Origin of the sequence: Campylobacter pinnipediorum subsp. pinnipediorum, assembly GCF_002021925.1 — a bacterium.
Taxonomy (GTDB): domain Bacteria; phylum Campylobacterota; class Campylobacteria; order Campylobacterales; family Campylobacteraceae; genus Campylobacter_A; species Campylobacter_A pinnipediorum.
Genome location: NZ_CP012546.1, coordinates 1,513,779 through 1,537,436, shown reverse-complemented (window position 1 = coordinate 1,537,436; position 23,658 = coordinate 1,513,779). Strand labels below are relative to the sequence as shown.

26 protein-coding genes are annotated in these 23,658 nt (G+C 30.4%); 15 read left to right on the top strand and 11 right to left on the bottom strand.

Annotation, left to right across the window (positions count from 1 at the left end):
* Positions 1–11: 11 nt before the first annotated feature.
* From ubiE to CPIN17260_RS07875, 10 genes are all read left to right on the top strand, one after another.
* Positions 12–728: a bifunctional demethylmenaquinone methyltransferase/2-methoxy-6-polyprenyl-1,4-benzoquinol methylase UbiE gene (ubiE, locus tag CPIN17260_RS07920; protein WP_069632977.1), complete on the top strand. Its 717-nt coding sequence runs from the start codon at positions 12–14 to the stop codon at positions 726–728.
* A complete protein-coding gene (gene xseA / locus CPIN17260_RS07915) occupies positions 722–1,888 on the top strand; it encodes an exodeoxyribonuclease VII large subunit (RefSeq protein WP_078440841.1) in 1,167 nt (388 codons plus the stop codon). Before ubiE ends, xseA begins: the two co-directional genes overlap by 7 nt.
* Positions 1,889–1,897: 9 nt before the next feature.
* A complete protein-coding gene (serC, locus tag CPIN17260_RS07910) occupies positions 1,898–2,971 on the top strand; it encodes a phosphoserine transaminase (RefSeq protein WP_069636791.1) in 1,074 nt (357 codons plus the stop codon).
* Positions 2,964–4,076 (top strand): DNA adenine methylase, encoded by a 1,113-nt coding sequence (locus tag CPIN17260_RS07905; protein ID WP_069636816.1) that lies wholly within the window; start codon positions 2,964–2,966, stop codon positions 4,074–4,076. The genes serC and CPIN17260_RS07905 overlap by 8 nt, the downstream gene beginning before the upstream one ends.
* A 2-nt stretch (positions 4,077–4,078) precedes the next feature.
* Positions 4,079–5,572 (top strand): class I SAM-dependent methyltransferase, encoded by a 1,494-nt coding sequence (locus CPIN17260_RS07900; protein WP_069636790.1) that lies wholly within the window; start codon positions 4,079–4,081, stop codon positions 5,570–5,572.
* 77 nt (positions 5,573–5,649) lie between these two features.
* Positions 5,650–5,961 carry a YbaB/EbfC family nucleoid-associated protein gene (locus tag CPIN17260_RS07895; RefSeq protein WP_069636789.1) on the top strand — a complete coding sequence of 104 codons (312 nt, stop codon included), beginning with the start codon at positions 5,650–5,652 and terminating at the stop codon, positions 5,959–5,961.
* Between the two features lie 9 nt (positions 5,962–5,970).
* Positions 5,971–7,065 (top strand): DUF7488 domain-containing protein, encoded by a 1,095-nt coding sequence (locus tag CPIN17260_RS07890; RefSeq protein ID WP_069636788.1) that lies wholly within the window; start codon positions 5,971–5,973, stop codon positions 7,063–7,065.
* Positions 7,062–7,907: a polyprenyl synthetase family protein gene (locus CPIN17260_RS07885; RefSeq protein WP_069636787.1), complete on the top strand. Its 846-nt coding sequence runs from the start codon at positions 7,062–7,064 to the stop codon at positions 7,905–7,907. Before CPIN17260_RS07890 ends, CPIN17260_RS07885 begins: the two co-directional genes overlap by 4 nt.
* A gap of 2 nt (positions 7,908–7,909) precedes the next feature.
* A complete protein-coding gene (gene tkt / locus CPIN17260_RS07880) occupies positions 7,910–9,820 on the top strand; it encodes a transketolase (protein ID WP_078440840.1) in 1,911 nt (636 codons plus the stop codon).
* Complete coding sequence (locus CPIN17260_RS07875; protein WP_069636996.1) at positions 9,820–10,611, top strand: undecaprenyl-diphosphate phosphatase; 792 nt, start codon at positions 9,820–9,822, stop codon at positions 10,609–10,611. The genes tkt and CPIN17260_RS07875 overlap by 1 nt, the downstream gene beginning before the upstream one ends.
* A 148-nt stretch (positions 10,612–10,759) precedes the next feature.
* Here CPIN17260_RS07875 and CPIN17260_RS07870 read toward each other — a convergent pair whose 3' ends face one another.
* The 7 genes from CPIN17260_RS07870 to CPIN17260_RS07840 all read right to left on the bottom strand — a co-directional run bounded on the left by CPIN17260_RS07870 (position 10,760) and on the right by CPIN17260_RS07840 (position 16,137).
* Positions 10,760–10,975, bottom strand: a complete 216-nt coding sequence (locus CPIN17260_RS07870) for an ATP-binding protein (protein WP_069636997.1) — start codon at positions 10,973–10,975, stop codon at positions 10,760–10,762.
* Between the two features lie 52 nt (positions 10,976–11,027).
* Positions 11,028–11,288 (bottom strand): 30S ribosomal protein S18, encoded by a 261-nt coding sequence (rpsR, locus tag CPIN17260_RS07865; RefSeq protein WP_069632966.1) that lies wholly within the window; start codon positions 11,286–11,288, stop codon positions 11,028–11,030.
* Between the two features lie 12 nt (positions 11,289–11,300).
* A complete protein-coding gene (locus CPIN17260_RS07860) occupies positions 11,301–11,870 on the bottom strand; it encodes a single-stranded DNA-binding protein (RefSeq protein ID WP_069636998.1) in 570 nt (189 codons plus the stop codon).
* Between the two features lie 9 nt (positions 11,871–11,879).
* On the bottom strand, positions 11,880–12,299 hold the full coding sequence (gene rpsF, locus CPIN17260_RS07855; RefSeq protein WP_069632964.1) for a 30S ribosomal protein S6: 420 nt from the start codon (positions 12,297–12,299) through the stop codon (positions 11,880–11,882).
* Between the two features lie 110 nt (positions 12,300–12,409).
* Entirely contained in the window at positions 12,410–13,408 is a 999-nt protein-coding gene (gene holA, locus CPIN17260_RS07850) for a DNA polymerase III subunit delta (RefSeq protein ID WP_069636999.1), read from the bottom strand.
* Positions 13,409–13,411: 3 nt separating this feature from the next.
* Positions 13,412–15,322: an RNB domain-containing ribonuclease gene (locus CPIN17260_RS07845; RefSeq protein ID WP_069637000.1), complete on the bottom strand. Its 1,911-nt coding sequence runs from the start codon at positions 15,320–15,322 to the stop codon at positions 13,412–13,414.
* The gene (locus CPIN17260_RS07840) at positions 15,319–16,137 is read right to left on the bottom strand and encodes an HDOD domain-containing protein (RefSeq protein ID WP_069637001.1); all 819 of its coding nucleotides are present in this window, start codon (positions 16,135–16,137) and stop codon (positions 15,319–15,321) included. Before CPIN17260_RS07840 ends, CPIN17260_RS07845 begins: the two co-directional genes overlap by 4 nt.
* A 185-nt stretch (positions 16,138–16,322) precedes the next feature.
* On the opposite strand from CPIN17260_RS07840, the gene ilvC reads away from it, so the two are divergent.
* From ilvC to dprA, 3 genes are read left to right on the top strand one after another with little or no spacing between them, the layout of a single operon-like run.
* A complete protein-coding gene (ilvC, locus tag CPIN17260_RS07835) occupies positions 16,323–17,345 on the top strand; it encodes a ketol-acid reductoisomerase (protein WP_069638256.1) in 1,023 nt (340 codons plus the stop codon).
* A gap of 1 nt (position 17,346) precedes the next feature.
* Positions 17,347–18,618, top strand: a complete 1,272-nt coding sequence (locus CPIN17260_RS07830; RefSeq protein ID WP_078440839.1) for a divergent polysaccharide deacetylase family protein — start codon at positions 17,347–17,349, stop codon at positions 18,616–18,618.
* Positions 18,602–19,381 (top strand): DNA-processing protein DprA, encoded by a 780-nt coding sequence (gene dprA / locus CPIN17260_RS07825; protein ID WP_078440838.1) that lies wholly within the window; start codon positions 18,602–18,604, stop codon positions 19,379–19,381. Before CPIN17260_RS07830 ends, dprA begins: the two co-directional genes overlap by 17 nt.
* On the opposite strand, the gene CPIN17260_RS09505 is transcribed toward dprA, so the two are convergent.
* From CPIN17260_RS09505 to CPIN17260_RS07820, 3 genes are all read right to left on the bottom strand, one after another.
* Entirely contained in the window at positions 19,368–19,442 is a 75-nt protein-coding gene (locus CPIN17260_RS09505; protein WP_233144810.1) for a M15 family metallopeptidase domain-containing protein, read from the bottom strand. The genes dprA and CPIN17260_RS09505 overlap by 14 nt on opposite strands.
* 41 nt (positions 19,443–19,483) lie before the next feature.
* Positions 19,484–19,612, bottom strand: a complete 129-nt coding sequence (locus CPIN17260_RS09500; protein ID WP_250637809.1) for a M15 family metallopeptidase — start codon at positions 19,610–19,612, stop codon at positions 19,484–19,486.
* 287 nt (positions 19,613–19,899) lie between these two features.
* On the bottom strand, positions 19,900–21,174 hold the full coding sequence (locus CPIN17260_RS07820) for an SH3 domain-containing C40 family peptidase (RefSeq protein WP_099046660.1): 1,275 nt from the start codon (positions 21,172–21,174) through the stop codon (positions 19,900–19,902).
* 91 nt (positions 21,175–21,265) lie between these two features.
* Here CPIN17260_RS07820 and CPIN17260_RS07815 point away from each other — a divergent pair, with 91 nt between their 5' ends.
* Together CPIN17260_RS07815 and CPIN17260_RS07810 are read left to right on the top strand one after the other, a co-directional pair.
* Complete coding sequence (locus tag CPIN17260_RS07815) at positions 21,266–22,588, top strand: ATP-dependent DNA helicase (RefSeq protein WP_078440944.1); 1,323 nt, start codon at positions 21,266–21,268, stop codon at positions 22,586–22,588.
* Positions 22,589–22,590: 2 nt separating this feature from the next.
* A complete protein-coding gene (locus CPIN17260_RS07810; RefSeq protein WP_069632956.1) occupies positions 22,591–23,097 on the top strand; it encodes a hypothetical protein in 507 nt (168 codons plus the stop codon).
* Between the two features lie 2 nt (positions 23,098–23,099).
* On the opposite strand, the gene lolA is transcribed toward CPIN17260_RS07810, so the two are convergent.
* Positions 23,100–23,612 (bottom strand): LolA-like outer membrane lipoprotein chaperone, encoded by a 513-nt coding sequence (gene lolA / locus CPIN17260_RS07805; protein WP_069637007.1) that lies wholly within the window; start codon positions 23,610–23,612, stop codon positions 23,100–23,102.
* Between the last annotated feature and the right edge of the window lie 46 nt (positions 23,613–23,658).

Here is a 23,658-nt window from a genome sequence, read left to right as displayed (position 1 = left end):
TTTAAAAGATTATGCAAAAACAAGAACAAATAGTAAAAATGTTTGACAATATAGCTCCTACTTATGATGTTGCAAATAGAGTTTTGAGTATGGGTATTGATATTAGTTGGAGAAAATATGCTTGTAAACAAACACTACTTAAAATGGAACAAGATGATCTAAATATCGTAGATGTTGCTTGTGGAACTGGTGATATGATGGGTATGTGGAAGAATATAGCTGATGATATGGATAAAGATATACATAATCTAATCGGTGTTGATCCATCTTCTGGTATGCTAAAACAGGGGCAAGAAAAATTTCCAAATTTTATATTTAAACAAGCATTTGCTGATAATACCGGTCTTGATAGTGATTTTGCTGATATTTTAAGCATTAGTTATGGGATTAGAAATGTCGTTGCAAGAAAAGAGGCTTTGGCTGAGTTTAATAGGGTTCTTAAAATGGGTGGGTATGTTGTCGTGCTTGAGTTTACAAAAAGAAAAAAAGCTGGCCCTATAACAAGAATTCGTGATTTTTACCTTAGTTCTATATTGCCTAAAATAGGTGCATTTATATCAAAAGATAAAGAAGCATACGAGTATCTGCCAAGCTCCATAGATAGCTTCTTAGACTCAGAATCATTTTGTAAAGAGCTTGTAAAATCTGGCTTTGAAATAATTGAATGCAAAGGCTTTAGTATGGATATATCTACACTGTTTATAGCAAAAAAAGTTAAATCATGCTAAGTGTAACAGAGTTAAATGAAAAGGCTAAAACTCTACTTGATACAACATTTGGCTATGTTGAGATAGCTGGTGAAATTTCACGCTTAACCAAACACGGTTCAGGACATTGGTATTTTACATTAAAAGATGATAGTTCGAGTGTCGCTGCTGTAATGTATAAAATGAATAATTTAAAACTAGGCTTTAATGTTACAGATGGTATGAAGGTTATAGTTTATGCCAAAGTGTCTTTGTATGTGCCAAATGGCTCTTATCAGGTTATCGTAAACTCTTTAAGACCAGATGGGATAGGAGAGCTTGAACTAGCATTTAATCAGCTAAAACAAAAACTTGCTTCGGAGGGTTTGTTTGATATAACATACAAAAAACCAATACCAAGCTTACCTAAAAAAATAGCTCTTGTTACATCAGCAACATCTGCCGCTTTGCAAGATATGCTAAGGGTATTAACTCAAAAATGGAAACTTAGTGAAATTTTTATTTTTGACTCTTTGACGCAAGGTGAAAATGCACCACAATCTTTAATAAAATCTTTAAAAAAAGCCGATAATTATGGCGTTGATGTTATAGTTTTGGCTCGTGGTGGTGGTAGTAAAGAGGATCTTTGGTGTTTTAATGATGAAGGCTTGGCTCGTGAAATTTTTAAAACCAAAACACCTGTGATAAGTGCTATAGGACACGAGATAGATTATGTGATTAGTGATTTTGTTGCTGACAAAAGAGCTTTGACACCAAGTGCTGCTATGTTTGATCTTTTACCTGATGAAGATGCTTATTTTCAGTATATAGATACTATTTCAAATGATATTTTTAAAGCCATGGAGTTGAAATTTAAAAATCTTCAAAGCAAGTTAGAGCTACTAAATATAAAACTTTCAACAGATACAATTTTAGCAAAGATAGATACAAAAATTTCAAAGATAAATAACCTAAAAATGAGTCTTGAAAATATTATTTTAAATAAAATTTCACTTCTTACATCTGATATAAGAGCTTTAAAAATTGGCTTTGATACAAGGGAAGATTTTTTTAAAAAGACTGAAAATTTAGTAGAGATAAGAAGTCTTAGTAAAAATATAAATTTACAAGATCTAAACATAGATGATGAGATACAAATAATATCACAAAACATATCACGACAAGCAAAAATAACAAAATAAGGAGCAAGAATGAGAATGATAAATTTTAGTGCAGGACCAACAGGGCTTCCTTTTGAGGTTTTGCAAAAAGCACAATCTGAGTTTGTGAACTATCATAATGAAGGTTATAGCATAATGGAAATAAGTCATCGCTCAAAGACTTATGAAGAGGTTCATTTTGGTGCTATGCAAAAAATAAGAGAGTTGTATAATATTTCAGATGATTTTGATATTTTATTTTTGCAAGGCGGGGCTCATCTTCAATTTAGTATGATACCGCTAAATCTTTATCAAGGCGGTGTTGCTGAGTATGTAGATACTGGTGTTTGGACTTCAAAAGCTATAAAAGAGGCTCAAATTTTAGGTATAAATCATAAAGTTGTTGCTAGTTCTAAGGATGATAATTTTAATCATATCCCTGATATTAATTTTGATGATAATGCTGATTTTAGTTATATTTGTTCTAATAATACAATTTATGGAACCCAATACAAATCACTACCAAAAAGCAAAGCACCTTTGGTTGTAGATAGCTCTAGTGATTTTTTTTCTCGCCCACTTGATTTTAGTGATATTGGTGTTTTATATGGAGGAGCTCAAAAAAATGCCGGCCCTAGTGGTGTTACTATTGTTATAATAAGAAAAGATTTGATTGATAGGGTTAGTTCAAACAATGTTCCTATGTTTTTAAGATATAAAACTCATGCAGATGCTAAATCTTTATATAACACACCTCCGACATTTGCTATTTATCTTTTAAATCTAAATATGCAATGGCTAATAGATCGTGGCGGGCTTAAAGCTACTGATCAAATAAATACAAAAAAAGCTGAAATTTTATATAGCGTTATAGATAACTCTGATGATTTTTATAAAGGACATGCAAAAAAAGAGGATAGATCTGTGATGAATGTTAGCTTTAATATTAAAAATAAAGATTTAGAGCCTATTTTTGTAAGTGAAGCTTTAAAAAATAATATGCTTGGACTAAAAGGACATAGGCATTTAGGCGGTATAAGAGCTTCTATATATAATGCTGTTAGCATTGAAGATGTAACCGTTTTAGCTGATTTTATGAAGGAATTTGCTAGAAAAAATGGTTAATACAAAAGAAAACGATGCCTATTTAAAAGAACAAATTTTAACCTATCTTGGAAATAAACGTTCTTTGCTTAACTTTATAAATCAAGGTGTTGATATAGCCAAAAAAGAGCTTTTTAAAGATAAGCTTAGTGTTGGGGATTTGTTTTCTGGTTCGGGTATCGTTTCTAGGAATTTAAAGCAACATGCTAGTTATATCGTTGCAAATGATTTAGAGCTTTATTCTAAGATAACTAATGAGTGTTATTTGTTTAATGCTGATTTTGAGTTTAAAAAAGAGCTTCTTAATCTAAATAAAAAACTAAATAAAAATATACAAACAAGCTTAAGAGATGGCTTTTTATCAAGGCTTTATGCCCCTTTGTGTGATGATGATATAAAAGATAATGAAAGGGTATTTTATACTAGGAAAAATGCTAATTTTTTAGATACAGCAAGGCAAGAGATAGATGGGCTTGATGAGGATTTTAAAAAGTTTTTTATAGCACCTCTTTTGTATGAGGCTAGCAATAAAGCAAACACAAGCGGTGTTTTTAAAGGATTTTATAAAAACAAAGATGGTAAAGGTGAGTTTGGCGGTAGTGGCAAAAATGCATTAAAAAGGATAATGGCAGATATTGTATTACCTGTGCCTGTTTTTTCAAATTTTAATGTCAAATACGATGTGTTTAATAAAGATTCAAACGAACTTGCAAACGAACTTGATGAGCTTGATTTGATATACCTAGACCCCCCTTATAATCAACATCCTTACGGTTCTAACTATTTTATGCTAAATCTAATAGCAAAATACGATGAGCCAAAAGAAATTTCAAAAGTTTCAGGAATAACAAAAGATTGGAATAGGTCAGCTTATAATAAAAAGGCTTTTGCCTCTGATACTTTTTTTGAACTCATAGCAAAATTAAAAGCAAAATTTATCCTTATATCGTTTAATTCTGAGGGATTTATTAGTCGTGAAAAGTTTGAACAAGAGCTTTGTAAATTTGGAAAAGTTAAGATACTAGAACAAAAATATAATACATTTAAAGCAAGTAGAAATTTAAAAAATAGACAGCTACATGTTATAGAATATTTATACATATTAAAAAAACAAAATAAGGAATAAAAATGTTACAAACAAAAGATACTTATGATGATGTGCCTTATTTTTCAGCAGCTTTTGTGGATTCTTCGCCTTTTAGGCTGCAAGCTGTAGCAACATTTTTAAACATAAAAAACAAAAGCTTGGAAAATGCCCGAGTTTTAGAGCTTGGCTGTTCTTATGGTGGAAATATTTTGCCATTTGCTATTCATAACAAAAATGCCGATGTTGTCGGTATTGATATGTCGAAAACTCAGGTTAGTATAGGCAATAAAATATCAAAGGAAGCTGGGGTTAAGAATTTTGAATTGATACAAAAAAATATATTAGATCTTACACAAGATGACTACGAAAAGCTTGGAAAATTTGATTATATTATAGCTCACGGTCTTTATAGTTGGGTAGATGACGATGTAAAAAAATCCGTTTTAAAACTTATAAAAAATGTTCTCGCAGTTGATGGGATCTCTTATATATCTTATAATGTATATCCTGGTTGGAATAGCTTTGAAATTTTAAGAGAATATATGCTTTTTGTAAGCAGTGATGAGAGTAGCTATCAAGGCAGGTTACAAAAGTCAAAAGATGAGCTTGAGTTTTTTAAAAATTTTTTAAGAATGAATCTTCAAAATATACAAAACCAAACATTAAAGGATTCTACAAAATTACTTTTAACTCAACTTGATTTTTTAAAAAATATCACAAAAGACAAAAAGAATGATTATTATATCTTGCACGATTTTTTAGAAATTTGTAATAAGCCCATATACTTTAATAAATTTATAAAAGAGATACAAGAAGCCGGACTTTGTTATTTGCTTGATTCTACTCTTGATGATATTTTTAACTCATCTTTTGGTGTTTTTAGGTTTGATGAGCATATTAAGAAAAATTATCCAAAAAGAGTGCAAAAAGAGCAGATGAAAGATTTTTTTCAAAACCGTTCTTTTAGAAAAAGTTTGGTTATGAATAGTGAAATTTTGGGTTCTAATGATGATTTTGATGTGCAAATAGGTATTGATGAAATTTCTAAATTAAATTTAATAGTAAAATTAATCAAAAAAGATGATATTTTCTATATTAAAGATAGAGCTTTAAATACAAGCTTTAATGATATTTTTGAAAGATTTTATGAGGCTTATCCTAGCAGTTTAAATATGAGTGATTTTAAAGATAAGGATACTCAAAATGTTTTTTATGCATTTTTAGAGCTTATCAGTGATGTAAATACTGTGATTGTTACAAGAGAGTTTAAAAAGCTTGATTATGTTGTTGGAAAAACAAGATTAAAAGAGGATATAAGAGGTTATGTGAGGTATTTTGCAAATGCAGATGAGCCTGTGATTTTATTTGCTGATGCTTTAAATCAAAAAGTTGAACTAGATAGAAATTTGGCAAATATAGCTTTGGAATTTGATGGAAAAAATAGTATTGATTTTTTAGAGAAAAAATTTGATAAAGATAGTGTTTTAAAGGTCTATTCTATTTTACAAAAGGCTTATTTTTTTGAGAGTTTTTAAAGATAGACTTTGTATTTGTATAAAAAGTTTCAGATAAAATTTGTTATAATTTTATAAATATTATTAAGGTTGTTTTTATGTTTGATAATTTTGATTTTTCTAAGATAGGAGATATGCTATCACAAGCTCAGGCTAAGGCACAAGAGCTTGAAAAAGAGCGTGAAGAAAAGCAGTTTAGCGTAAAAAGTGGTGGTGGTCTTATAAATGTTAAGGCAAATGGTCTTGGCGAGATACTTGATATCAGTATAGATGATAGTTTATTAGAAGATAAAGAGAGTATGCAAATACTTCTTATAAGTGCAATAAATGATGTTGTAAAAATGGTTGAAGATGATAAAAAAGCCATGGCATCAAATATGCTTGGTTCTTTGGGTGGATTTAAATTCTAAGGAATAAAATTGAAAAAAATATTTTTACTTTTTTGTTGTGTTGTCTTTGCATTTTCTGCTCCTCGTCCTACACAGGATGATTTTAATGCTTGTTATGAGAAAAATAAAAACTCAATAATATCAGTTAACGGTAATTATGGTGTTGCTATAACAGAAAATCTTATTGCGGTTGCAAAAAATTCTCAAACCCCTTTGAATGATTATATTAAGTTTGATTCTTATTTAGGGCTTTATCTTGTAAAAAGCGATAAAAAGCTAGATCCTGCTGTGATGGCTGATGAAAATGATGATGTAAAGTTTAATAAAACAACTTGGATAGGAAATTTAAGTGACAATAACTCAACTGTTATGGGACATGTTAAAGAGTTTGGCTCAGGTCTTGGAGACTTTGATACTCTTAACTTTGATGTAAATGCTGTTTCTGAATTAAATACAGGTTGTTGTAAAATGGCTGGTATAAGTGTAGGTGGTAATAAATTTATACCAAATAGGTATTTAAAACATTTTGCTATGTATGACGATGTTTATTATGGTGATATTGGTGTTATTTTTGAGCAAAAAGGCGATAAGTTTTTTGTAAAAAGTGTAGACCCACTTGGTCGCGGTAAGGCTTTGATGAAGGGTGATGAAATTCTTAGTGTAAACTCAGATAAGCCAAAATCTTTGAGACTTTTAAACGAAACTGTGCTTTTTGCGCCAAAAGGCTCTTTGCTTGAGTTTAAAATAAGAAGAGATGGCGAAGAGACAAAAATTTATACACCCGTTTCTGGCGATGTTAGTTTAAAAGATAATTCAATACAAGAAAGCACAAAAGACCAAGCCGCCGAGATTGAAAAAAACAATCAAAATACTGAGTCAAATTTATTAGATGAGATATTAATGCAATGGGGTATTTTTGTTGATAATAATTTGGTTGTTAAAAAGGTTGTTGATGGTTCTAAAGCAGAAGAGTTCGGGATAAAGCTAAATGATAAAATACTTCAATTAAACAGTGATGATGTTAAAAATAGAAAACAATTGCTTGAAAAAATAGGAAAACAAACTAGCTTTTTATTGCTTTTTAGAAGAGATGATTTTGATTTTTTTGCAAGGGTTGTTAGATGAGTGATAAATTTGTAGAATTTTTAAATGAAAATTTACCAACTTCTGAGTCTTTTCATCCTTATTATTCTGAGGCTTTGAATCATGTTTTAAAGGCTGGTGGTAAGCATTTTAGGGCTTCTTTGCTTTTGGGTGTTGTTGATGCTATCAAGCCAGAACTAACCGATAAAGCTATGCGTGTTGCTCTTGGTGTGGAGCTTTTGCATACTTATTCTTTGATACATGATGATTTGCCGGCCATGGACAATGCCCCGCTTAGAAGAGGTGTTGAGACTTTGCATGTAAAATATGATGAGGTGACGGCTATCTTAGTCGGAGATGCGCTTAATACACATGCTTTTTTTGAAATTTCAAGGTCTGATTTGCCGTCAGATATTTTGCTTAAATGTATTGAAATTCTAAGCTTTAATGGTGGTGTAAATGGAATGGTTTTAGGTCAAGCTTTGGATTGTTATTTTGAGGGTAAAAAGCTAGATTTAAAACAGGTTGAGTTTTTGCATATACATAAGACCGCAAAGCTAATAGCTGCAAGCTTGCAAATGGGTGCCGTTATAGCTAGTTGCGATAAAAACACTTGCTCTAGTTTGTATAAAATAGGTCTTGATTTGGGTCTTGCTTTTCAGATACAAGATGACATTATAGATGCCACAAGTAATGAGGCTGAGGCCGGAAAGCCAGTTCATAATGATGATGTGAAAAATTCTTTTATAAATTTAATGGGGTTAGACGGCGCAAAAAATAGCAAAGAAGAACTAATAAGAGCAATTATAAAAGAACTTGAAATTGTTCCATCTGAATTAAGACCGGTTATTGAAAAATTAATAAATAAATATTTGAAAGGTTGATAATGCTTAAAAAACAAGCTGATACTATAAGATTTTTGTGTGCCGATATGGTGCAAAAGGCAAATAGCGGCCATCCTGGTGCACCTATGGGGCTTGCTGATATTATGGTAGTGCTTATGCAAAATTTAAAACACAATCCAAAAGATCCAAAGTGGTTAAACCGTGATAGATTAGTATTTAGTGGAGGACATGCTAGTTCTTTAGTATATAGCTTTTTGTATTTAAGTGGTTATGATTTAAGTTTTGAAGAATTGCAAAATTTTAGACAACTTGGCTCAAAAACCCCAGGCCATCCAGAGATCGAAACAAATGGTGTTGAGATAGCAACAGGCCCTTTGGGACAAGGTGTGGCTAATGCTGTTGGTTTTGCTATGGCTGCAAAATATGCTGCAAATATCCTTAATGCTCCTAAAAATAAAATTATAGATCATAAAGTGTATTGTCTTTGTGGTGATGGTGATTTACAAGAGGGTATAAGCTATGAGGCTTGTGCTATGGCTGGAAATTTAAACCTTGATAATCTTGTAATAATATATGATTCAAATAATATAACTATAGAAGGCGATACAAATTTAGCTTGGAACGAAGATGTTAAGTTGCGTTTTGAGGCACAAGGTTTTGAAGTAGCAAAAATAAATGGACATGATTATGATGAGATTGAGTTTGCTCTAAAAGAGGCTAAAAATAAGACAAAACCTTATTTGATAATAGCAAATACTTGTATTGCAAAAGGTGCTGGAGAGCTTGAAGGTAGTCATCACTCTCACGGTGCTCCGCTTGGAGAAGAAATTATTAAAATCGCAAAACAAAATGCTGGGTTTGACCCAGATAAGAAATTTCATATAGATGAAGATGTATTGCTAAGATTTAGAGTTGCTCTTGAAAAGGGTGATTTGGCACAAACTTTGTGGCAAGAACAAGTTGATAAATTAGACAATGATGGTAAAAAATTATTAAACTCTCTTTTAAATCCTGATTTTTCAAAGATAAGCTATCCTGATTTTGGTGACAAAAAAATGGCTACTAGGGATACAAATGGCCTTATAATAAATGCCATAGCCAATGCTTTGCCTGGGTTTATCGGCGGTAGTGCAGATCTTGCTCCATCAAACAAAACAGAGCTTAAAAATATGGGTGATTTTCCAAATGGTAGAAATATACATTTTGGTATAAGAGAACACTCAATGGCTGCTATAAATAATGCCTTTGCAAGGTATGGATTATTTATGCCATTTTCAGCTACATTTTTTATATTTAGCGATTACATGAAATCTGGCGCAAGAATGGCAGCCCTTATGAAATTAAAACATTATTTCATATTTACGCATGATAGTATAGGTGTTGGCGAAGATGGACCAACTCATCAGCCTATTGAGCAATTAAGCCAATTTAGAGCTATGCCTAATTTTTATACATTCCGTCCGGCAGATGGTAATGAAAATGCAAAATCTTGGCAGGTCGCTCTTGGATTAAATGCTCCTTGTGCTTTTGTTTGTTCTAGACAAGGTTTAGAGCCATTGGCGAGTTCTGTTTTTGGTGATGTTTCAAATGGTGCTTATCTTTTGAAACAAAGCGAAAATGCAAAGGTAACTTTGATAGCTAGTGGAAGTGAAGTATCTTTGGTGTTAAAAACTGCTGAGCTACTAGATAATGATGGCATAGGAGCGAATGTTGTTTCTGCTCCTTGTTATGATTTGCTTTGTAATCAAGATAAACAATACATAGATAAAATCATACAAAAAGATACATATAAAATCGCAGTAGAAGCTTCCAGTGCATTAGAGTGGTATAAATTTGCTGATGATGTATATGGTATGAAAACATTTGGCGAGAGCGGAAAGGCCGATGAGTTATTTAAGCATTTTGGATTTGAACCAAATGCACTTTATAACTTTATAAAAGAGAAACTTTAGTGGATTTTGTTCAAACTATCGTTTTAGCCCTTGTTCAGGGCTTTAGTGAGTTTTTGCCTATCTCTAGCTCTGCTCATTTGATTTTGGTTCCCGAGCTTCTTGGTTGGAAAGACCAAGGGCTTGTTTTTGATGTAGCTGTTCATATAGGGACCTTATTTGCCATAGTCTTTTATTTTAGAAATATGGTTTTTTCTGCATTGAAAGATTTTTTTTGTTCTATAAAATTAAAAAAAAATGTCGGACAAAGTAGGCTTGTTTGGGCTGTTGGATTTGGGACTATTCCAGCTGGTATAATTGGACTTCTTATAAAAGATATTGTAGAAGATTATGCTAGAAATGGGCTTATTATAGCTTTTACTACAATTATTTTTGGTATTATTTTATTTTTTGCAGATAAAAAAAATGGCAACAAACAAGAGGGTGATATAAGTATCAAGATAGCCCTTGTTATAGGCCTTGCTCAAGCATTTGCTTTAATACCGGGTGTTTCTAGGTCGGGTGTTACTATTAGTATGGCATTGTTGCTTGGATTTTCCAAGGTTGCTAGTGCAAATTTCTCTTTTTTGTTATCTATACCGATAATAATTTTAGCCGGTGGTTTGAAATTATTAAAAATAAATAGTAGCGATGTTATTGTCTCCGATTTGCTTATAGGTATGTTTGTTAGCGGAATTAGTGCATATATTTGTGTTAAATTATTTATCTCTATAATATCAAAAATAAGTATGCTACCATTTGTTATTTATCGTATATTGCTTGGTTGTTTTTTATTATTTTGGTTTCTTTTTTGAAAAAAATTCTTATTGATAGAAGTAAAAAAATATAAATTAAATCAACATATTAATCTAAGTTAGTAGTTTTGAAGTAAAAAATATAAATAGAATAATAAAGATAGTATTTAAGAATATATAATTTCTAAAATACTATAAATTTTTTGGATTATTTATGCAAGATACTTCTTATCGGTATTACAAAAATAGCTATAGCAACATAAAATGTTAGTCCAAAAACAGCTGCCATTGCAAAGATAGTTCCAATGTCAGCAAGAGTTGAATATAGTCTAAATTGTTCCAAATAGTCTATTAAAAACCAAAGACCAACACCAGCTAATATAGCTAGTAAAAAAACTGGAACAGAAAATAAAACTTTAAACATACTAACTCCTTTGTTGTTTGTGTATAGCAAAAGCTATACACTTTATTATTAATTATAGTCCCTCAAAAGGATTTGAAACTACACTATCACGGTCTATTATGTAAGGTATAATAGCTGCGTGTCTAGCTCTTTTTATCGCTTTTTCAACCATCTCTTGGTATTTTTTAGATGTACCTGTTAATCTTCTAGGCATAATTTTAAATCTCTCTGATAAGCAGTACTTTAAAAGAGATGTATCTTTATAGTCTATAAAATCTATCTTAGCTTCTGTGTATTTGCAATATTTGCGTGAATATTTTCTTTTCTCTGCCATTGTCTTTCCTTTTTAAAACGGTATACTATCATCTGAATCATACTCATCGTTTATGTCTTGAGTATCATCAAATTTATTATTTTGTTGAGTTTTTACAAAATCATTATTTTGCTTATTGTAAGCTGGTGTTTGTTCTTGGTTGTTAAAGTTATTTTGCTTGGCATAGTTATTATTGTTATTATAGCTTTGGTTATCATAACTTTGCTGATTGTTCCAGCCTTGATTTTGATTAAAACCACCACCTTGATTTTGCATTTGGTTGCCACCACCAAGCATTTCCATATTTTCAACACTTACACTGTGTTTACTTCTATTTTGTCCATTATTATCAGTCCATTGATCAAGCTTTAAACGACCTTCAACTAAAAGTTTAGATCCTTTGCTTAGGTATTGGTTGGCAATTTCTGCTTGTTTTCCAAAAAATGATATATCAATAAAGCAAGTCTCTTCGCGTTTTTCGCCATTTGTTGTAAATTTTCTTGTTACGGCTATACCTGAATTTCCGATAGCAACACCAGTTGTTGTATATCTTAACTCTATGTCTCTGGTTAAGTTTCCTACTAAAACTACTTTATTGAACATCTTTATTTCCTATTTTTCTGCAGCAGCTTCTTCTGTTGGTTTTTCTGCTCTTGGCTCACGATATGCTCTTGGCTCACGTGTTTGTGTTTTTATTGTTTGTTTGATTCCCTTGCATAGTCTATCCCAAGCAGCTATTTCGCTCTTGTTTTCATATTTTACACTTAAAAATCTTATAATATCTTCAGTTATTCTGATGTTTCTTGTAAGCTCAGTTAATAATGCTGGAGGTGCTTTGTAGTATATAACAAAATATGTTCCACGCTCATATTTTTGTATTTTGTATGCTAGTTTGCGAGTGCCCATTTCAACAACAGTTGCTATCTCACCACCATTTTTTGTAATAACTTCTTTTACGAAGTCAACTCTTGCTTTAGCTTCTTCTTCAGTCAATGTTGGCTTTAGAATAAATAAAAGCTCGTAATGTCTCATAAATTTCTCCTTATGGGTATTAAGCCTACTTTTTGATTTTTATTTTATTATAAAAATAGGCAAGGATTCCTTGCTTTTTAGCACAAGAAACTTAAGATTTTATCTCAAAACTACTTAAATTTTGCTTTTGATATAATATTTTGTAGATTTAAAATCATAGATATCAAAAATGCACTTTTGTCTATTGACGAGTTTGTTTTTAGTTCTAATTCTGCCAAATTTAATGCTTTGAAGATTTCTTCATAGTTTTTTAAATTTAGCATTAGGCTCTGTTGCTTTAGTGTATTTTCTATATTTATAGGCGGCTTGTATCCAATAGCCTCTTTTATGTCAAATTTTCCGTTTATTTTTATATATGAATGAAGTTTAAAAAGTCTAAAAAATAGTTTATAAAACGAGTTTATTAGAGCTATTTCATTAAAGCTAGGGCTTTGTTCGATTTGAAAAAAATCATTTTTTATATCTTGTAGATTAAATAGTTTATTAAAAAATTCATCAAAACCTATGCTGGAAAGACTAAAAACTAATTTTTTTACTATTTCTTGGTCTATGTGTAGGTTTAAGCTAGAAAGTTTGTTTAATTCACTAGCCGCTAAGTATAAATTTTCATTGTGTATAAAGTATATATCATAAAGTGCATTTTTAGTTATATTTAAGCCAATTTTTCTTGATGTTTTTGCTAGTATATTTATAGCTTCATCAGGTGTATTTGGCTTGAAAAATCTTACAAAATTTGTTCCAAATACTTTTGATATTTCACTTGTAATTTTTGTATCACTTTCATATAATTCTAGTATAAATTTATTATCTTGATTGTCTTTGCATAGTGATATTAATGCTTTTAAATCTTTTGTTGGAATTTTTTTATCAGTTTTTATATGTAATATATTTTGACTTGCAAATAAAGATGGCTCACTTAGATGATTTATAGCTGTCTTAAACTCATACTCATCAAAATAAAGTGTAAGTAAATTTGTATCTTCATTTATAAAAATTGATAGTATTTCTTCGGTGTAATCTTGTATTTGATACTCTTCTGCTCCAAACAATAAGAAAAAATTGTTTATTTTTTTTGTCTCTAAAAGAGTATCTAGTTCTTTTTTATACACTATTTATGCCTTGATTACCTTACCAAAAATTTTAGCACTAGGTATATCAACTTCTGTTATTTTTACACTTACATAACTAAGCAAAGGTGCTGTGTAGCTAGGTATAAAAATTCTAGCACCTTTTAGCTCATCGTCAAGTCTTGCTATTAGTATATTTTTGTTTTCGCAAACATAGCATTTAAATGTATTTCCGATATTTTCATTCGCCCATCTTGCGAACTTTCTATCCATAAAATCATAAGCTACCTTGTCAGCTTCTCTTTCTAATTCGCTTAAATTTTGACAAGTATCTTCTATATTTAAAAGCAAGTATCTATATAACTTTTCATCGTTTTTTATGCTTGCTTTTAAAAGTCTATGCAAGATAAGGTCAGAATATCTTCTAATAGGGCTTGTAAAATGTGTATATCTATCAAAACCAAGACCAAAATGCCCTAAATTTTGATTTGAATATTCAGCCTTTTTTTGTGCTCTTATTATTAGTTTGTCTATCTCTTCATAGTTTGGTAAAGAGTGGCTTTTGGCTTGAATTTTTTTGATTAATTTTACTAAGTCATTTTCGTAAGCAAACTCAAGTCCTAAAAGAGCTAATTCATCTAAGAGATTGTATATCTTTCTTAAATCAGGCTCACCGTGATTTCTAAAAATTCCATTTTTGATTTTTTTGGCAGCTGCCTTATTTGCCAAAAGCATACAGTCTTCTACTAACTGATGTGAAACACTATCTGTTTCAAAATGGGTTGAGTTTATATCTCCATTTTCATTTAGTTCTATTCTTAATTCTGTTGTTCTAAAATCAAAAGCATTTTCAAGCCTTTTTTTTCTTAGTTTTGAAGTGATTTTGTGTAAAGGTTTTATCCAGCTTATAGGGCTATCTTTTTTATCTTGCAATATCTCATCAATCTCATCATAATTAAATCTCTTTTTTGATTTTATAATGGCATTAAATAGCTCTTCTTTGATTACTTCACAATTTTTATCTAAAGAAATTTTAAAACAAAAAGCAAGTCTATATACATCAGGCTTAAGAGAGCAGATATTTTCGCTTAAATTTCTTGGTAACATTGGGACTGATTTGTGCGGAAAATATATAGAAAATCCACGTTTTTTAGCTTCCGTGTCTATATTGTTGTAGGTATTTACATACTCGCTTACATCAGCTATCGCGACATAAATTTGCATATTTCTTTCATCAAAATATATGGCATCATCAAAATCTTTTGCATCAACTGGGTCTATGGTGCAAAAATCAAAATTTTCTAAATTTATCCTATCTGTATACATATTTGGATCTACTTCATCACCCCACGCATTTGCTTCATCTTCACATTCTTGTGTAAAATTATCGCTTTTATTGTATATCGATAGTGATATTTTTTCATCACTCATAGGATCATTTATATTGCCTATAACTTCAGTTATCTCGCCGTTATGATTGTTTATTTTTAGTATGGTTCCAGGAGGCAATGCTCTAAGGCTTTTTTGTGATGCTTTTAAGGTTATATTTAATCCGGTTTTGATATTTACACCAAGAACAGCTGATTTGAAAAATTTAGTATATACAAGACTTGTTTCATTTGCTAGTTTTAGACTTATTATTATTTTAGCACTTTGTCTTTTTCTTTTGCCTTTTATTATCTTTGCAAGAACTATATCTCCAAGATTTGAGCCATTTAGATTTTTGTTTTCTACTAAAATATCTTCTTTGAAGTTATTGTCAAATGGGGTTATAAATCCGGTTCCGCCTGAACTTATATCAAGTCTTCCACAGACAAAACCGTTATTTATATAAAATTTATTGTTATGTTCACAAACGGCTTTTAAATTCGTTAAAACTCTTAATGTTTCTAAGTCTTGATTTGAAACCTCTTTTTGACAAATTCCGTTTGTGAGAGATGTAAGAAATTGTTTCAAAGATTATCTTTTACTTTTGCTACAGCCATTAAAAACGTATCGTGATTAAGCTCATATTCATCAAGTAAAGGAAGTGTATTTTGTATGCTTATGTCATCTATTTGGTTGAAAATATTTATAGCCGTTTTAACTACTTTTAATGCTCTTGCATAATCCCTTAGATATTTTGGAGCATTATCTGGATCGTTTGAGTGAAGTATTGCTCCAACCAATTCATTTTCTAGATTCCATTGCTCAAAAATTTTAGCCGCCACCTCTTCGTTTGTTATTTTTAAAAAGCTATTTTCTAAAATTATTAAATCCGTAGGATTTTTAGCTTCTTTTAGCTTCTCTTTAAAATCAGAATCAAGAGAATTTTCTATAATTTCTTTTGATAAAACTATCTTTCCTATCTCCATCATAAATGATGCCGGAGATAGTATTTCTAAATCTTTTGGTTTTATTTTTGAGTACCAATTATACATTAGTGCATTTTGCATGACAGATATATTTAAAAAATCATGAGTTGTTATCAGATATGGATCTAAATTTATAGAAAAACTTTTTTTGATTGAGCTAGAAAGTGCAAAACCACGAATTGTAGCCATTCCAAACAAAGATATAGCACGAGAAATTGTTGTTATCTCTTTGCTAAAACCATAAAGCGGCGAGTTTGCCGAATGCAGTATATTTGCAGTAAGCATAGGGTCTTTTTCTATAACCTTTGTTAAATCGTTCATAGAACTATTTTCATTAGAGCATATCTGCTGTATTTGCACCACACTATCATCTAGTGGCGGCAGGCTTTTTATTTTTAAAAAGATAGAATCATTCATTTTTGTTTTTACTCTTTTTTATTTTTTTAAACATTTGATTAGCTTAATGTTTTTTATTATTGCAATTTTATCAAAATTGGCTTTTTAAGAAACTTAAAAATAGCAATAATATTTTATTTCAGCGTTATTTGAGTTGTTGGAATGTATAATTTTACACAAAAATATTTACTATTAAGGAGCTATTTATGGCTATAAGTGTTTATTACGATAAAGACTGTGATTTAAGTATTATAAAAAGTAGAAAAGTTGCCGTTATCGGCTTTGGTTCACAAGGACATGCACATGCTGAAAACCTTAGAGATAGTGGGGTAAATGTTGTTATTGGTCTTGCAAAAGGTGGAAAAAGCTGGGCTAAAGCGGAAGCTAAAAATTTTAAAGTAAAGACAGTTGCTGAAGCTACAAAAGATGCCGATGTAATTATGATATTAACACCTGATGAACTTCAAGCTCAAATATACAAAGAAGAAATAGAACCAAATCTAAAAGATGGTGCTGCTATAGCTTTTGGACATGGTTTTAATGTTCATTTTGGACAGATAAATGCACCTAAAAATATAGATGTTATTATGATAGCTCCTAAGGCACCAGGACATACTGTAAGAAGCGAATTTATTAAAGGTGGTGGTATACCTGATTTAATTGCTGTTGAGCAAAATGCTAGCGGTAAGGCAAAAGAGATAGCTTTAAGTTATGCTAGCGCTATAGGTGGCGGAAGAACTGGTATCATAGAAACTACATTTAAAGATGAAACAGAAACTGATTTATTTGGCGAACAAGCTGTTTTATGTGGGGGATTATGCGCTTTGGTAAATGCTGGATTTGAAACTTTAGTAGAAGCAGGATATGAGCCTGAGATGGCTTATTTTGAGTGCTTACATGAGTTAAAATTGATAGTTGATTTGATGTATCAAGGCGGTATGGATGATATGAGATATTCTATCTCAAATACAGCTGAATATGGTGATTATGTTAGCGGACAACGCGTTATAACTGATGAAAGTAAAAAGGCTATGAAAGGTATTTTAAAAGATATCCAAACTGGTAAATTTGCTAAAGATTTTATCCTTGAAAAAGCAGCTGGATATACAAGAATGAATGCTGAGCGTGCTATTGGTGAGAGATCTTTACTAAATCAAACTGGCAAAAAACTTAGAGCTATGATGCCTTGGATAAGTGCTGGAAAACTTATAGATAAAGACAAAAACTAAATTGGCTAAGTTAAAAAAAACGGACAATAAACCAAAAAGGCGTCCAAGGGCCAAAAAAGCCAAAAAAGGACGCTTTTTTTTATGGTTATTTGTTGTTTTAGCAATCATATCGGCATCTTCTTATCTGTTTTTTAAAAATTACGATTTTGATATCAAAAAAAAGCAAGAACATATTCAAAAAACAGAAATTAATCATAAAAAAAATATAGATAAAAAAACACAAAAAGAAAATAGTGCCAAAAAATCAAATAAAGAAGCAAAACCTAAAACAAAAAAAATAGTTAAATTTGATAAAGATGAGAATTTAAGCAAGCTTTTTTTGGATACAAACACAAAAGATGAAACATACTTTTTAAGACAAATAAAAGAAGATAAAAAGCAAAAGCTTGAAACAAAACAAGAAAGTACAAATGTAAATCATAGTGTTTTTCCTGATAAAAACAGAACCGAGATACTACAAGAGAAAAAAATACAAACTAATGATACAAAAAAGATTATAGAACAAAATGAGAAAATAATAGACAAAAAAATAAAAATAGAAAACAACAAGACAGTAGATAAAAGCATAGCTTTCAAAAAAACAGAAAACAAAGCTATAAAAAACACAAAGATAAAAAAGCCAAAACTGGCTATCGTTATAGATGATGTCGCAAATAGACATCATGTTGATATGATCCGTTCTGTTGGGCTTAAAATGACACCTTCGTTTTTTCCAAAGACAAAACACCATTTAGGCACTCCAAAGTTAGCAAAAGAATTTGAGTTTTATATGATACATTTGCCTATGCAAGCGCAGCATTTTTCAAGCCCTGAGATAAATACACTAAACGTTCAAGATAGTGAAAAAATTATAGATAAAAAGATAAAAGATGTAAGGGTTGATTTTCCCACTGCAAAGTTTATGAATAACCATACCGGAAGTAAATTTACAAGCGATTTTAATGCAATGGATAAAGCATTTAAGGCTTTTATAAAATATGATTTTATATTTATTGATAGCAAAACCATAGCTACTACCAAAGTAAAAAAAGTAGCAAAAAAATACAAAAAACCATATATATCAAGAGATGTTTTTTTGGATGATAAAGACAATAAGGCTAGCATAAACAAAGAGATAAAAAATGCTATAAATATCGCAAAACAAAAAGGTTATGCGATAGCAATAGGGCATCCTAGAAAAAATACAATAGAAGCTTTAAAACAAAATCGTTCTTATATTTTAGATAATGTAGAGCTTGTTTATGTGAAAGACCTTTATGGATTTTATAGATAAACAAGAGTTGCCGGAGTCATTAAACAGACTTAAAAATCCACCTAAAAAGCTATTTTATATAGGAAACAAATCTTTACTCAAACTTCCAAAAATAGCCATAGTTGGGTCAAGAAAAGCCAGTGTTTATACTAAAAATTGTGTTTTGCAACTAGCTAGTGTGCTTAAAAATCATGGCATTTGTGTTGTTAGTGGTGGGGCTTTGGGGGTTGATATTTTGGCTCATATCGGTGCTATGCCAAATACAATTGGAGTCTTTGCAAATGGCCTTGATTCAATCTATCCAAAAACAAACGAAAAAACTATAAGAGAAATTTATAAGCACGGTTTGGCTTTGAGTGAGTATGAGCCTGAGTCTTTGCCAGTGGCATATAAATTTATACAAAGAAATAGAATAGTAGTCTCTTTGTGTGATGCTGTTGTGATAGCTCAAGCTGATATAAAAAGTGGTTCTATGCAAAGTGCAAAGATGGCATACGAGCTTGGAGTTCCTGTCTATGTTTTGGCTCAAAGATATAACGAGAGCGACGGCACAAACTATCTTTTGGCTAATTCAAAAGCAAAACTAATAGGCGATTTTAATGAATTTGCGGCTAGTTTTGGCACCACAAACTATATGCAAGAATCAACCACAGATGAGTTTTTGGGGTTTTGCAAAAATGGTGTAAGTTTGCAATATGCTTTGGATAAATTCGGTGATATTGTATATGAATACGAACTTAATGGACTTATAAAAATAGAAAATTTAAGAGTTATTGTTGTCTAAAAAGCTCTGGCCTATACTCAAAATGCATTGTATCAAAATGCTTCCATCTCCCACCCCAAATAAAGCCATTTTTTTCAAATATATCTACAATCTTTTTAGATATTAAATTTTATAGTTTTTATGCCATCTCCAATAATTACTACTTTTGACATTTATATCTATTGTGATTGCATAGCTATGGGTGCTTAGCCTATTTGTGCCGGTTATATTTCTATATTTGAAAGTTTCCACTTATATTTTTTAAAAATTTCAGCATTGACGGGTCTTTTTTAGAAGTTCGTTTAATTCATTGCTTACTTTTTTAAGAGAATGCGAGGCTTTATTTTTATATTCAAAAATTCTTTTATCAAAACTACATCTTGTAAATTTTTATTATCTCGGCTTTACTGTTTTTGTAAATTTTGTTTGACAATTTATAATTTTCACATCTTCTAATATCGCTTAAATCTTTACCAATTTCAGCAAATGCATTGTAATTACCAATAGTATCTTCAATATCAGCTCCGCCACTACACTCGCTATTTTGTTATGATATTCATTGATTTTATTTTTGATAAAAGTAGGCTTTTTTTATCAACATTTTTTAGATTTGCTCCTATATCCAAAGGTGTTATTGCTATTTGACCAATTAATGCACGACCATTGTCTTTTGTTCTTATACCCCAAGCATCGTGCAAAGCAAGAACTTTATCATCTTTTATTCCTATATAAAGCATTATATGTCCGTTTAGATAAAATAAGGTTGTATAAGGAATGCCTTTTTCTTTTATGATATTTAACTTTTCTTTGTTACTTAGCTCTTCGAGTTCTATTTTTGTTCCTATTTTTGATTGTGCTGATGAGTTTCTAGGTAGCCAAATTCCAAAGCTTCCTAAAAAATCTTTTGTAAACAAAGAACAATCCCTAAGATCACCCCAGCCACCCCAGCCATAAGGTTGTCCTAAAAGAGAACTTGCTATTTTTTGTATATTTTCATCGTTTAATTCAGCTGGGTATTTTGTAGAAAGAGCTTTTGGGATTTTGTATTTTTTGATACCAGAAATAGTTTGTATTTCGCCTATAAAGTTTAAATCATCTTGTTTATAATAGGGCAACAAAGCCCCAATCTTACCATAAAATAAAAAATTGTTTTGGGTGTCATAAATAGGCATTTTATCTTTTGTGAGTATGATAAATTTTGAGTTTTGAAGTTTTTTTGCTTCTTGATTGTCTATAAATTTTATATCATTTATCTTAACCCAGCCCCAAACGGTGTCATCTTTTACCATCGCCCAAGCCCTATCGAGTGATAGATGTGATACAAATATTGGCTTTGCTATGCTTATGTTTGAAGCTTGTAAATAATCAAACGGATACCCCTCGCCAGCCCTGTTGGGGTTGTGAAAAATTGGTTCGTTTGTTGGAAAATTTCTTATAGCTGTATTTGTTACACTGATTGCCAAACGCGATAATTTTAAAAACTCATCTTTGTTTGCATTTTTTTCTTGTTCTTCAAACCAGCTTGGTGGGATGGGTCTTAGATTTGAGCCATAGTATGTTTTATTTTTTTTAGGAGTATATATATCAAAAGCCCAAAACGCATCTTTTGTATCATCTTTGTTTGGTATATATGAAAATACACTAAATCTTTTTTCTAAGAGTTCGCCACCTGCTATCTTTTGGTTTGATAAAATTTTTGGCATAGTATAGGCATTTTGATTTTCAAGATCTAGCACACTTATATGGCTTTCTTGTTTTGTTGAACAAGATATAAAAAATATAACAATAAAAGATAAAAAAATTAAGTTTTTCATAAAGTAGCCTTTGTATAAGTGAATGGTTGATTTTATCTTAAAATTTTTAAAATTTGATATAATTTTTATTAATAATTTTTTAGGTGAGGTTTTGTTAGAACAAGTTTTAAATTTACTAAAAGAACATAATGTGTTTTTAACCGGTGGTGGCGGAGTAGGCAAGACATATCTTACTCAGGCTATTGTTGATCATTACAATAGCTTATCAAAAAATGTTATCAAGCTTGGATCTACCGGCATTAGTGCTGTAAATATCGGCGGTGTAAGCATACATAGTTTTTTTAAATTTGGAATTTGTAAAGATTTTTTAGAACTCGCGGCTTATGATAGAAGACAAAAGCAAAAACTAAAAAAAGTTTATGATATGCTTGATGTCGCCGATTTGATAGTGATAGATGAAGTTTCAATGGTTAGTTCTGAGCTTATGGAGATGATAAGATTTCGCCTTGATGTTTCAAAATTTAAAGGTAAGTTGCTTATAGTTGGGGATTTTTATCAGCTACCCCCAGTTCAAAATACAAAAAACGAAACCCAGACAAATTTATTTAATTTTGTCTATGCTTTTAATTCAAGTTCTTGGAGTGATTTTAACTTTAAAAATATAGAGCTTAAAATTTCAAAAAGAACACAAGATAAGGAATTTTATAATATCTTAAAAAAGATTAGAATTGGCGAGATAGATGATATTGTTTTAAGATATATAAACTCACTTCGTGTAAACCGATACTCATTAGATGAAAATATCACTATGCTTTTTGGAAGAAATAAAGATGTAAATGAAGTAAATGAGATAATGTTAAATCGCTTACAAACACCAATGCAAACAAGTTTTGCTGATGTAAAAATTTTAGATGAAAGTGTTCACGAAAAAAGCGTTCAAGGCTGGGTAGATGCTCTAAATAGCCCAAAAGAGCTTCAATTAAAAGTTGGGGCAAAGATAATATTTATAGTAAATTACCCATTTATGGGATATTATAACGGTGAGCAAGGAAAGATAGTAGAGATAAAAAATGCAAATGGGGTTCTTAGCGTATTTGTTCAAAAAGAAAATGGCGAAATTCTTGAAGTACAAAAGCATATTTTTACATATACGAAATTTGTAAAAGATGGCGAAAATATACAACAACAAGTTTTGGCAACTTTTGAACAATTTCCGTTTAAATTAGCCTATGCTTTAACTATCCATAAATCACAAGGAATGAGTATCAATAATCTAATGTGTGATTTAAGCCATATTTTTACAAATGGTCAGCTTTACGTAGCACTTTCAAGAGCGATAAACCCAAAAAATTTAAAGCTTTTTTATGGAAAAAGTTTAAATTTCAACTCTTATTTAAAAAGTGTAGTTAAAATAGATAAAGAAGTGGCTGATTTTTATGCAAAAACAAAATTTGAAATGATAGAGGAAGTGTGATAATGTTAAAAAATATTTTAGCGATAGTTTTTTGTTCTGTTTTTGGATTTTGTGATGTTATTAGTATAGATGACTTCAAAGCTGATGTTTATTCAAAATTTTCAAAAGGGCTTGCTAAAAAAATAGAGCTTAACTTAGATATCATTGGTAGAGATGTAGAAGAAAATAACGCTTATGTATTAGATGGTTTAAACGTTGTTATAGGAAGTTTTTATGCTGAGGATTTACTCACATCTGCCGGTAAGGAAAAGTTAAAAGAGACTTTGAAAAAGTATACTGCAAAAAAGCACTCAGTTGATATTGATGAGGTTTTAATAAGGTCTTTAAAGATAGTAAATGACTTAGAACTTGATGAGATTATAGAAGCTATAAAATCAAGAAATTTATGTGGTTATTCAACTTCAAATGGAGATACTGAAATCAGAAGACAAAACGAGACAACTATATCTCCAAAATTTAAAAACTCAAATCAAAGACCTATTGATTTAAATAGTATAGATGAGTTTTGATTTTATTGGGTTATGATGTCATAACCACTTGGTATTTTTGGTGTTAGTATATCTTGTAAAATTTCTTTATCTTTTACGACATTTGAAAGTGTAATGTCTATTTTATTGCCCAATTTATCTTCATAGCTTATATTAAAAGGAAGATTTTCTTTTATGGTTATTTTGTATTTTGTATCTTGGAAATCAGCTTCATAAAGTGAGTCTGTGATTTTTTTTGCATTGAGTAAAATTTCGCTTAAATTTATATTTTCATTGAAATTTGATATGATTGCTTGTTCTAGGTCATCTTCTATCATTATGATTTTTGAATTGGTAAAATATATCTTTTTTGGGTTTGGTTTTTTATATATCCAAAGTGCTTCATTGTTATTTTTTATATAAAATTTACCGCTATAATTTACTTTTTTATCGTTACTATTTAGTGTTTGGATAAAATCACTTTGTAGTGTTGTAAAGTCTAAAACCGAAGAGTATGAGCATATATAAATTGCTAATAAAGCTATTATTTTTTTCATTTTTACTCCTTAAAAGCCCATTTTAACCAAGTTTAATTAAATAAAT

What these genes read in the sequence shown, in the direction of transcription:
- ubiE (WP_069632977.1), top strand. Translation starts at nt 12, where the DNA reads ATGCAAAAACAAGAACAAATAGTAAAAATGTTTGACAATATAGCTCCT.
- xseA (WP_078440841.1), top strand. Translation starts at nt 722, where the DNA reads ATGCTAAGTGTAACAGAGTTAAATGAAAAGGCTAAAACTCTACTTGAT.
- serC (WP_069636791.1), top strand. Translation starts at nt 1,898, where the DNA reads ATGAGAATGATAAATTTTAGTGCAGGACCAACAGGGCTTCCTTTTGAG.
- CPIN17260_RS07905 (WP_069636816.1), top strand. Translation starts at nt 2,964, where the DNA reads ATGGTTAATACAAAAGAAAACGATGCCTATTTAAAAGAACAAATTTTA.
- CPIN17260_RS07900 (WP_069636790.1), top strand. Translation starts at nt 4,079, where the DNA reads ATGTTACAAACAAAAGATACTTATGATGATGTGCCTTATTTTTCAGCA.
- CPIN17260_RS07895 (WP_069636789.1), top strand. Translation starts at nt 5,650, where the DNA reads ATGTTTGATAATTTTGATTTTTCTAAGATAGGAGATATGCTATCACAA.
- CPIN17260_RS07885 (WP_069636787.1), top strand. Translation starts at nt 7,062, where the DNA reads ATGAGTGATAAATTTGTAGAATTTTTAAATGAAAATTTACCAACTTCT.
- tkt (WP_078440840.1), top strand. Translation starts at nt 7,910, where the DNA reads ATGCTTAAAAAACAAGCTGATACTATAAGATTTTTGTGTGCCGATATG.
- CPIN17260_RS07870 (WP_069636997.1), bottom strand. Translation starts at nt 10,975, where the DNA reads ATGTTTAAAGTTTTATTTTCTGTTCCAGTTTTTTTACTAGCTATATTA.
- rpsR (WP_069632966.1), bottom strand. Translation starts at nt 11,288, where the DNA reads ATGGCAGAGAAAAGAAAATATTCACGCAAATATTGCAAATACACAGAA.
- CPIN17260_RS07860 (WP_069636998.1), bottom strand. Translation starts at nt 11,870, where the DNA reads ATGTTCAATAAAGTAGTTTTAGTAGGAAACTTAACCAGAGACATAGAG.
- rpsF (WP_069632964.1), bottom strand. Translation starts at nt 12,299, where the DNA reads ATGAGACATTACGAGCTTTTATTTATTCTAAAGCCAACATTGACTGAA.
- CPIN17260_RS07840 (WP_069637001.1), bottom strand. Translation starts at nt 16,137, where the DNA reads ATGAATGATTCTATCTTTTTAAAAATAAAAAGCCTGCCGCCACTAGAT.
- ilvC (WP_069638256.1), top strand. Translation starts at nt 16,323, where the DNA reads ATGGCTATAAGTGTTTATTACGATAAAGACTGTGATTTAAGTATTATA.
- dprA (WP_078440838.1), top strand. Translation starts at nt 18,602, where the DNA reads ATGGATTTTATAGATAAACAAGAGTTGCCGGAGTCATTAAACAGACTT.
- CPIN17260_RS07820 (WP_099046660.1), bottom strand. Translation starts at nt 21,174, where the DNA reads ATGAAAAACTTAATTTTTTTATCTTTTATTGTTATATTTTTTATATCT.
- CPIN17260_RS07810 (WP_069632956.1), top strand. Translation starts at nt 22,591, where the DNA reads ATGTTAAAAAATATTTTAGCGATAGTTTTTTGTTCTGTTTTTGGATTT.
- lolA (WP_069637007.1), bottom strand. Translation starts at nt 23,612, where the DNA reads ATGAAAAAAATAATAGCTTTATTAGCAATTTATATATGCTCATACTCT.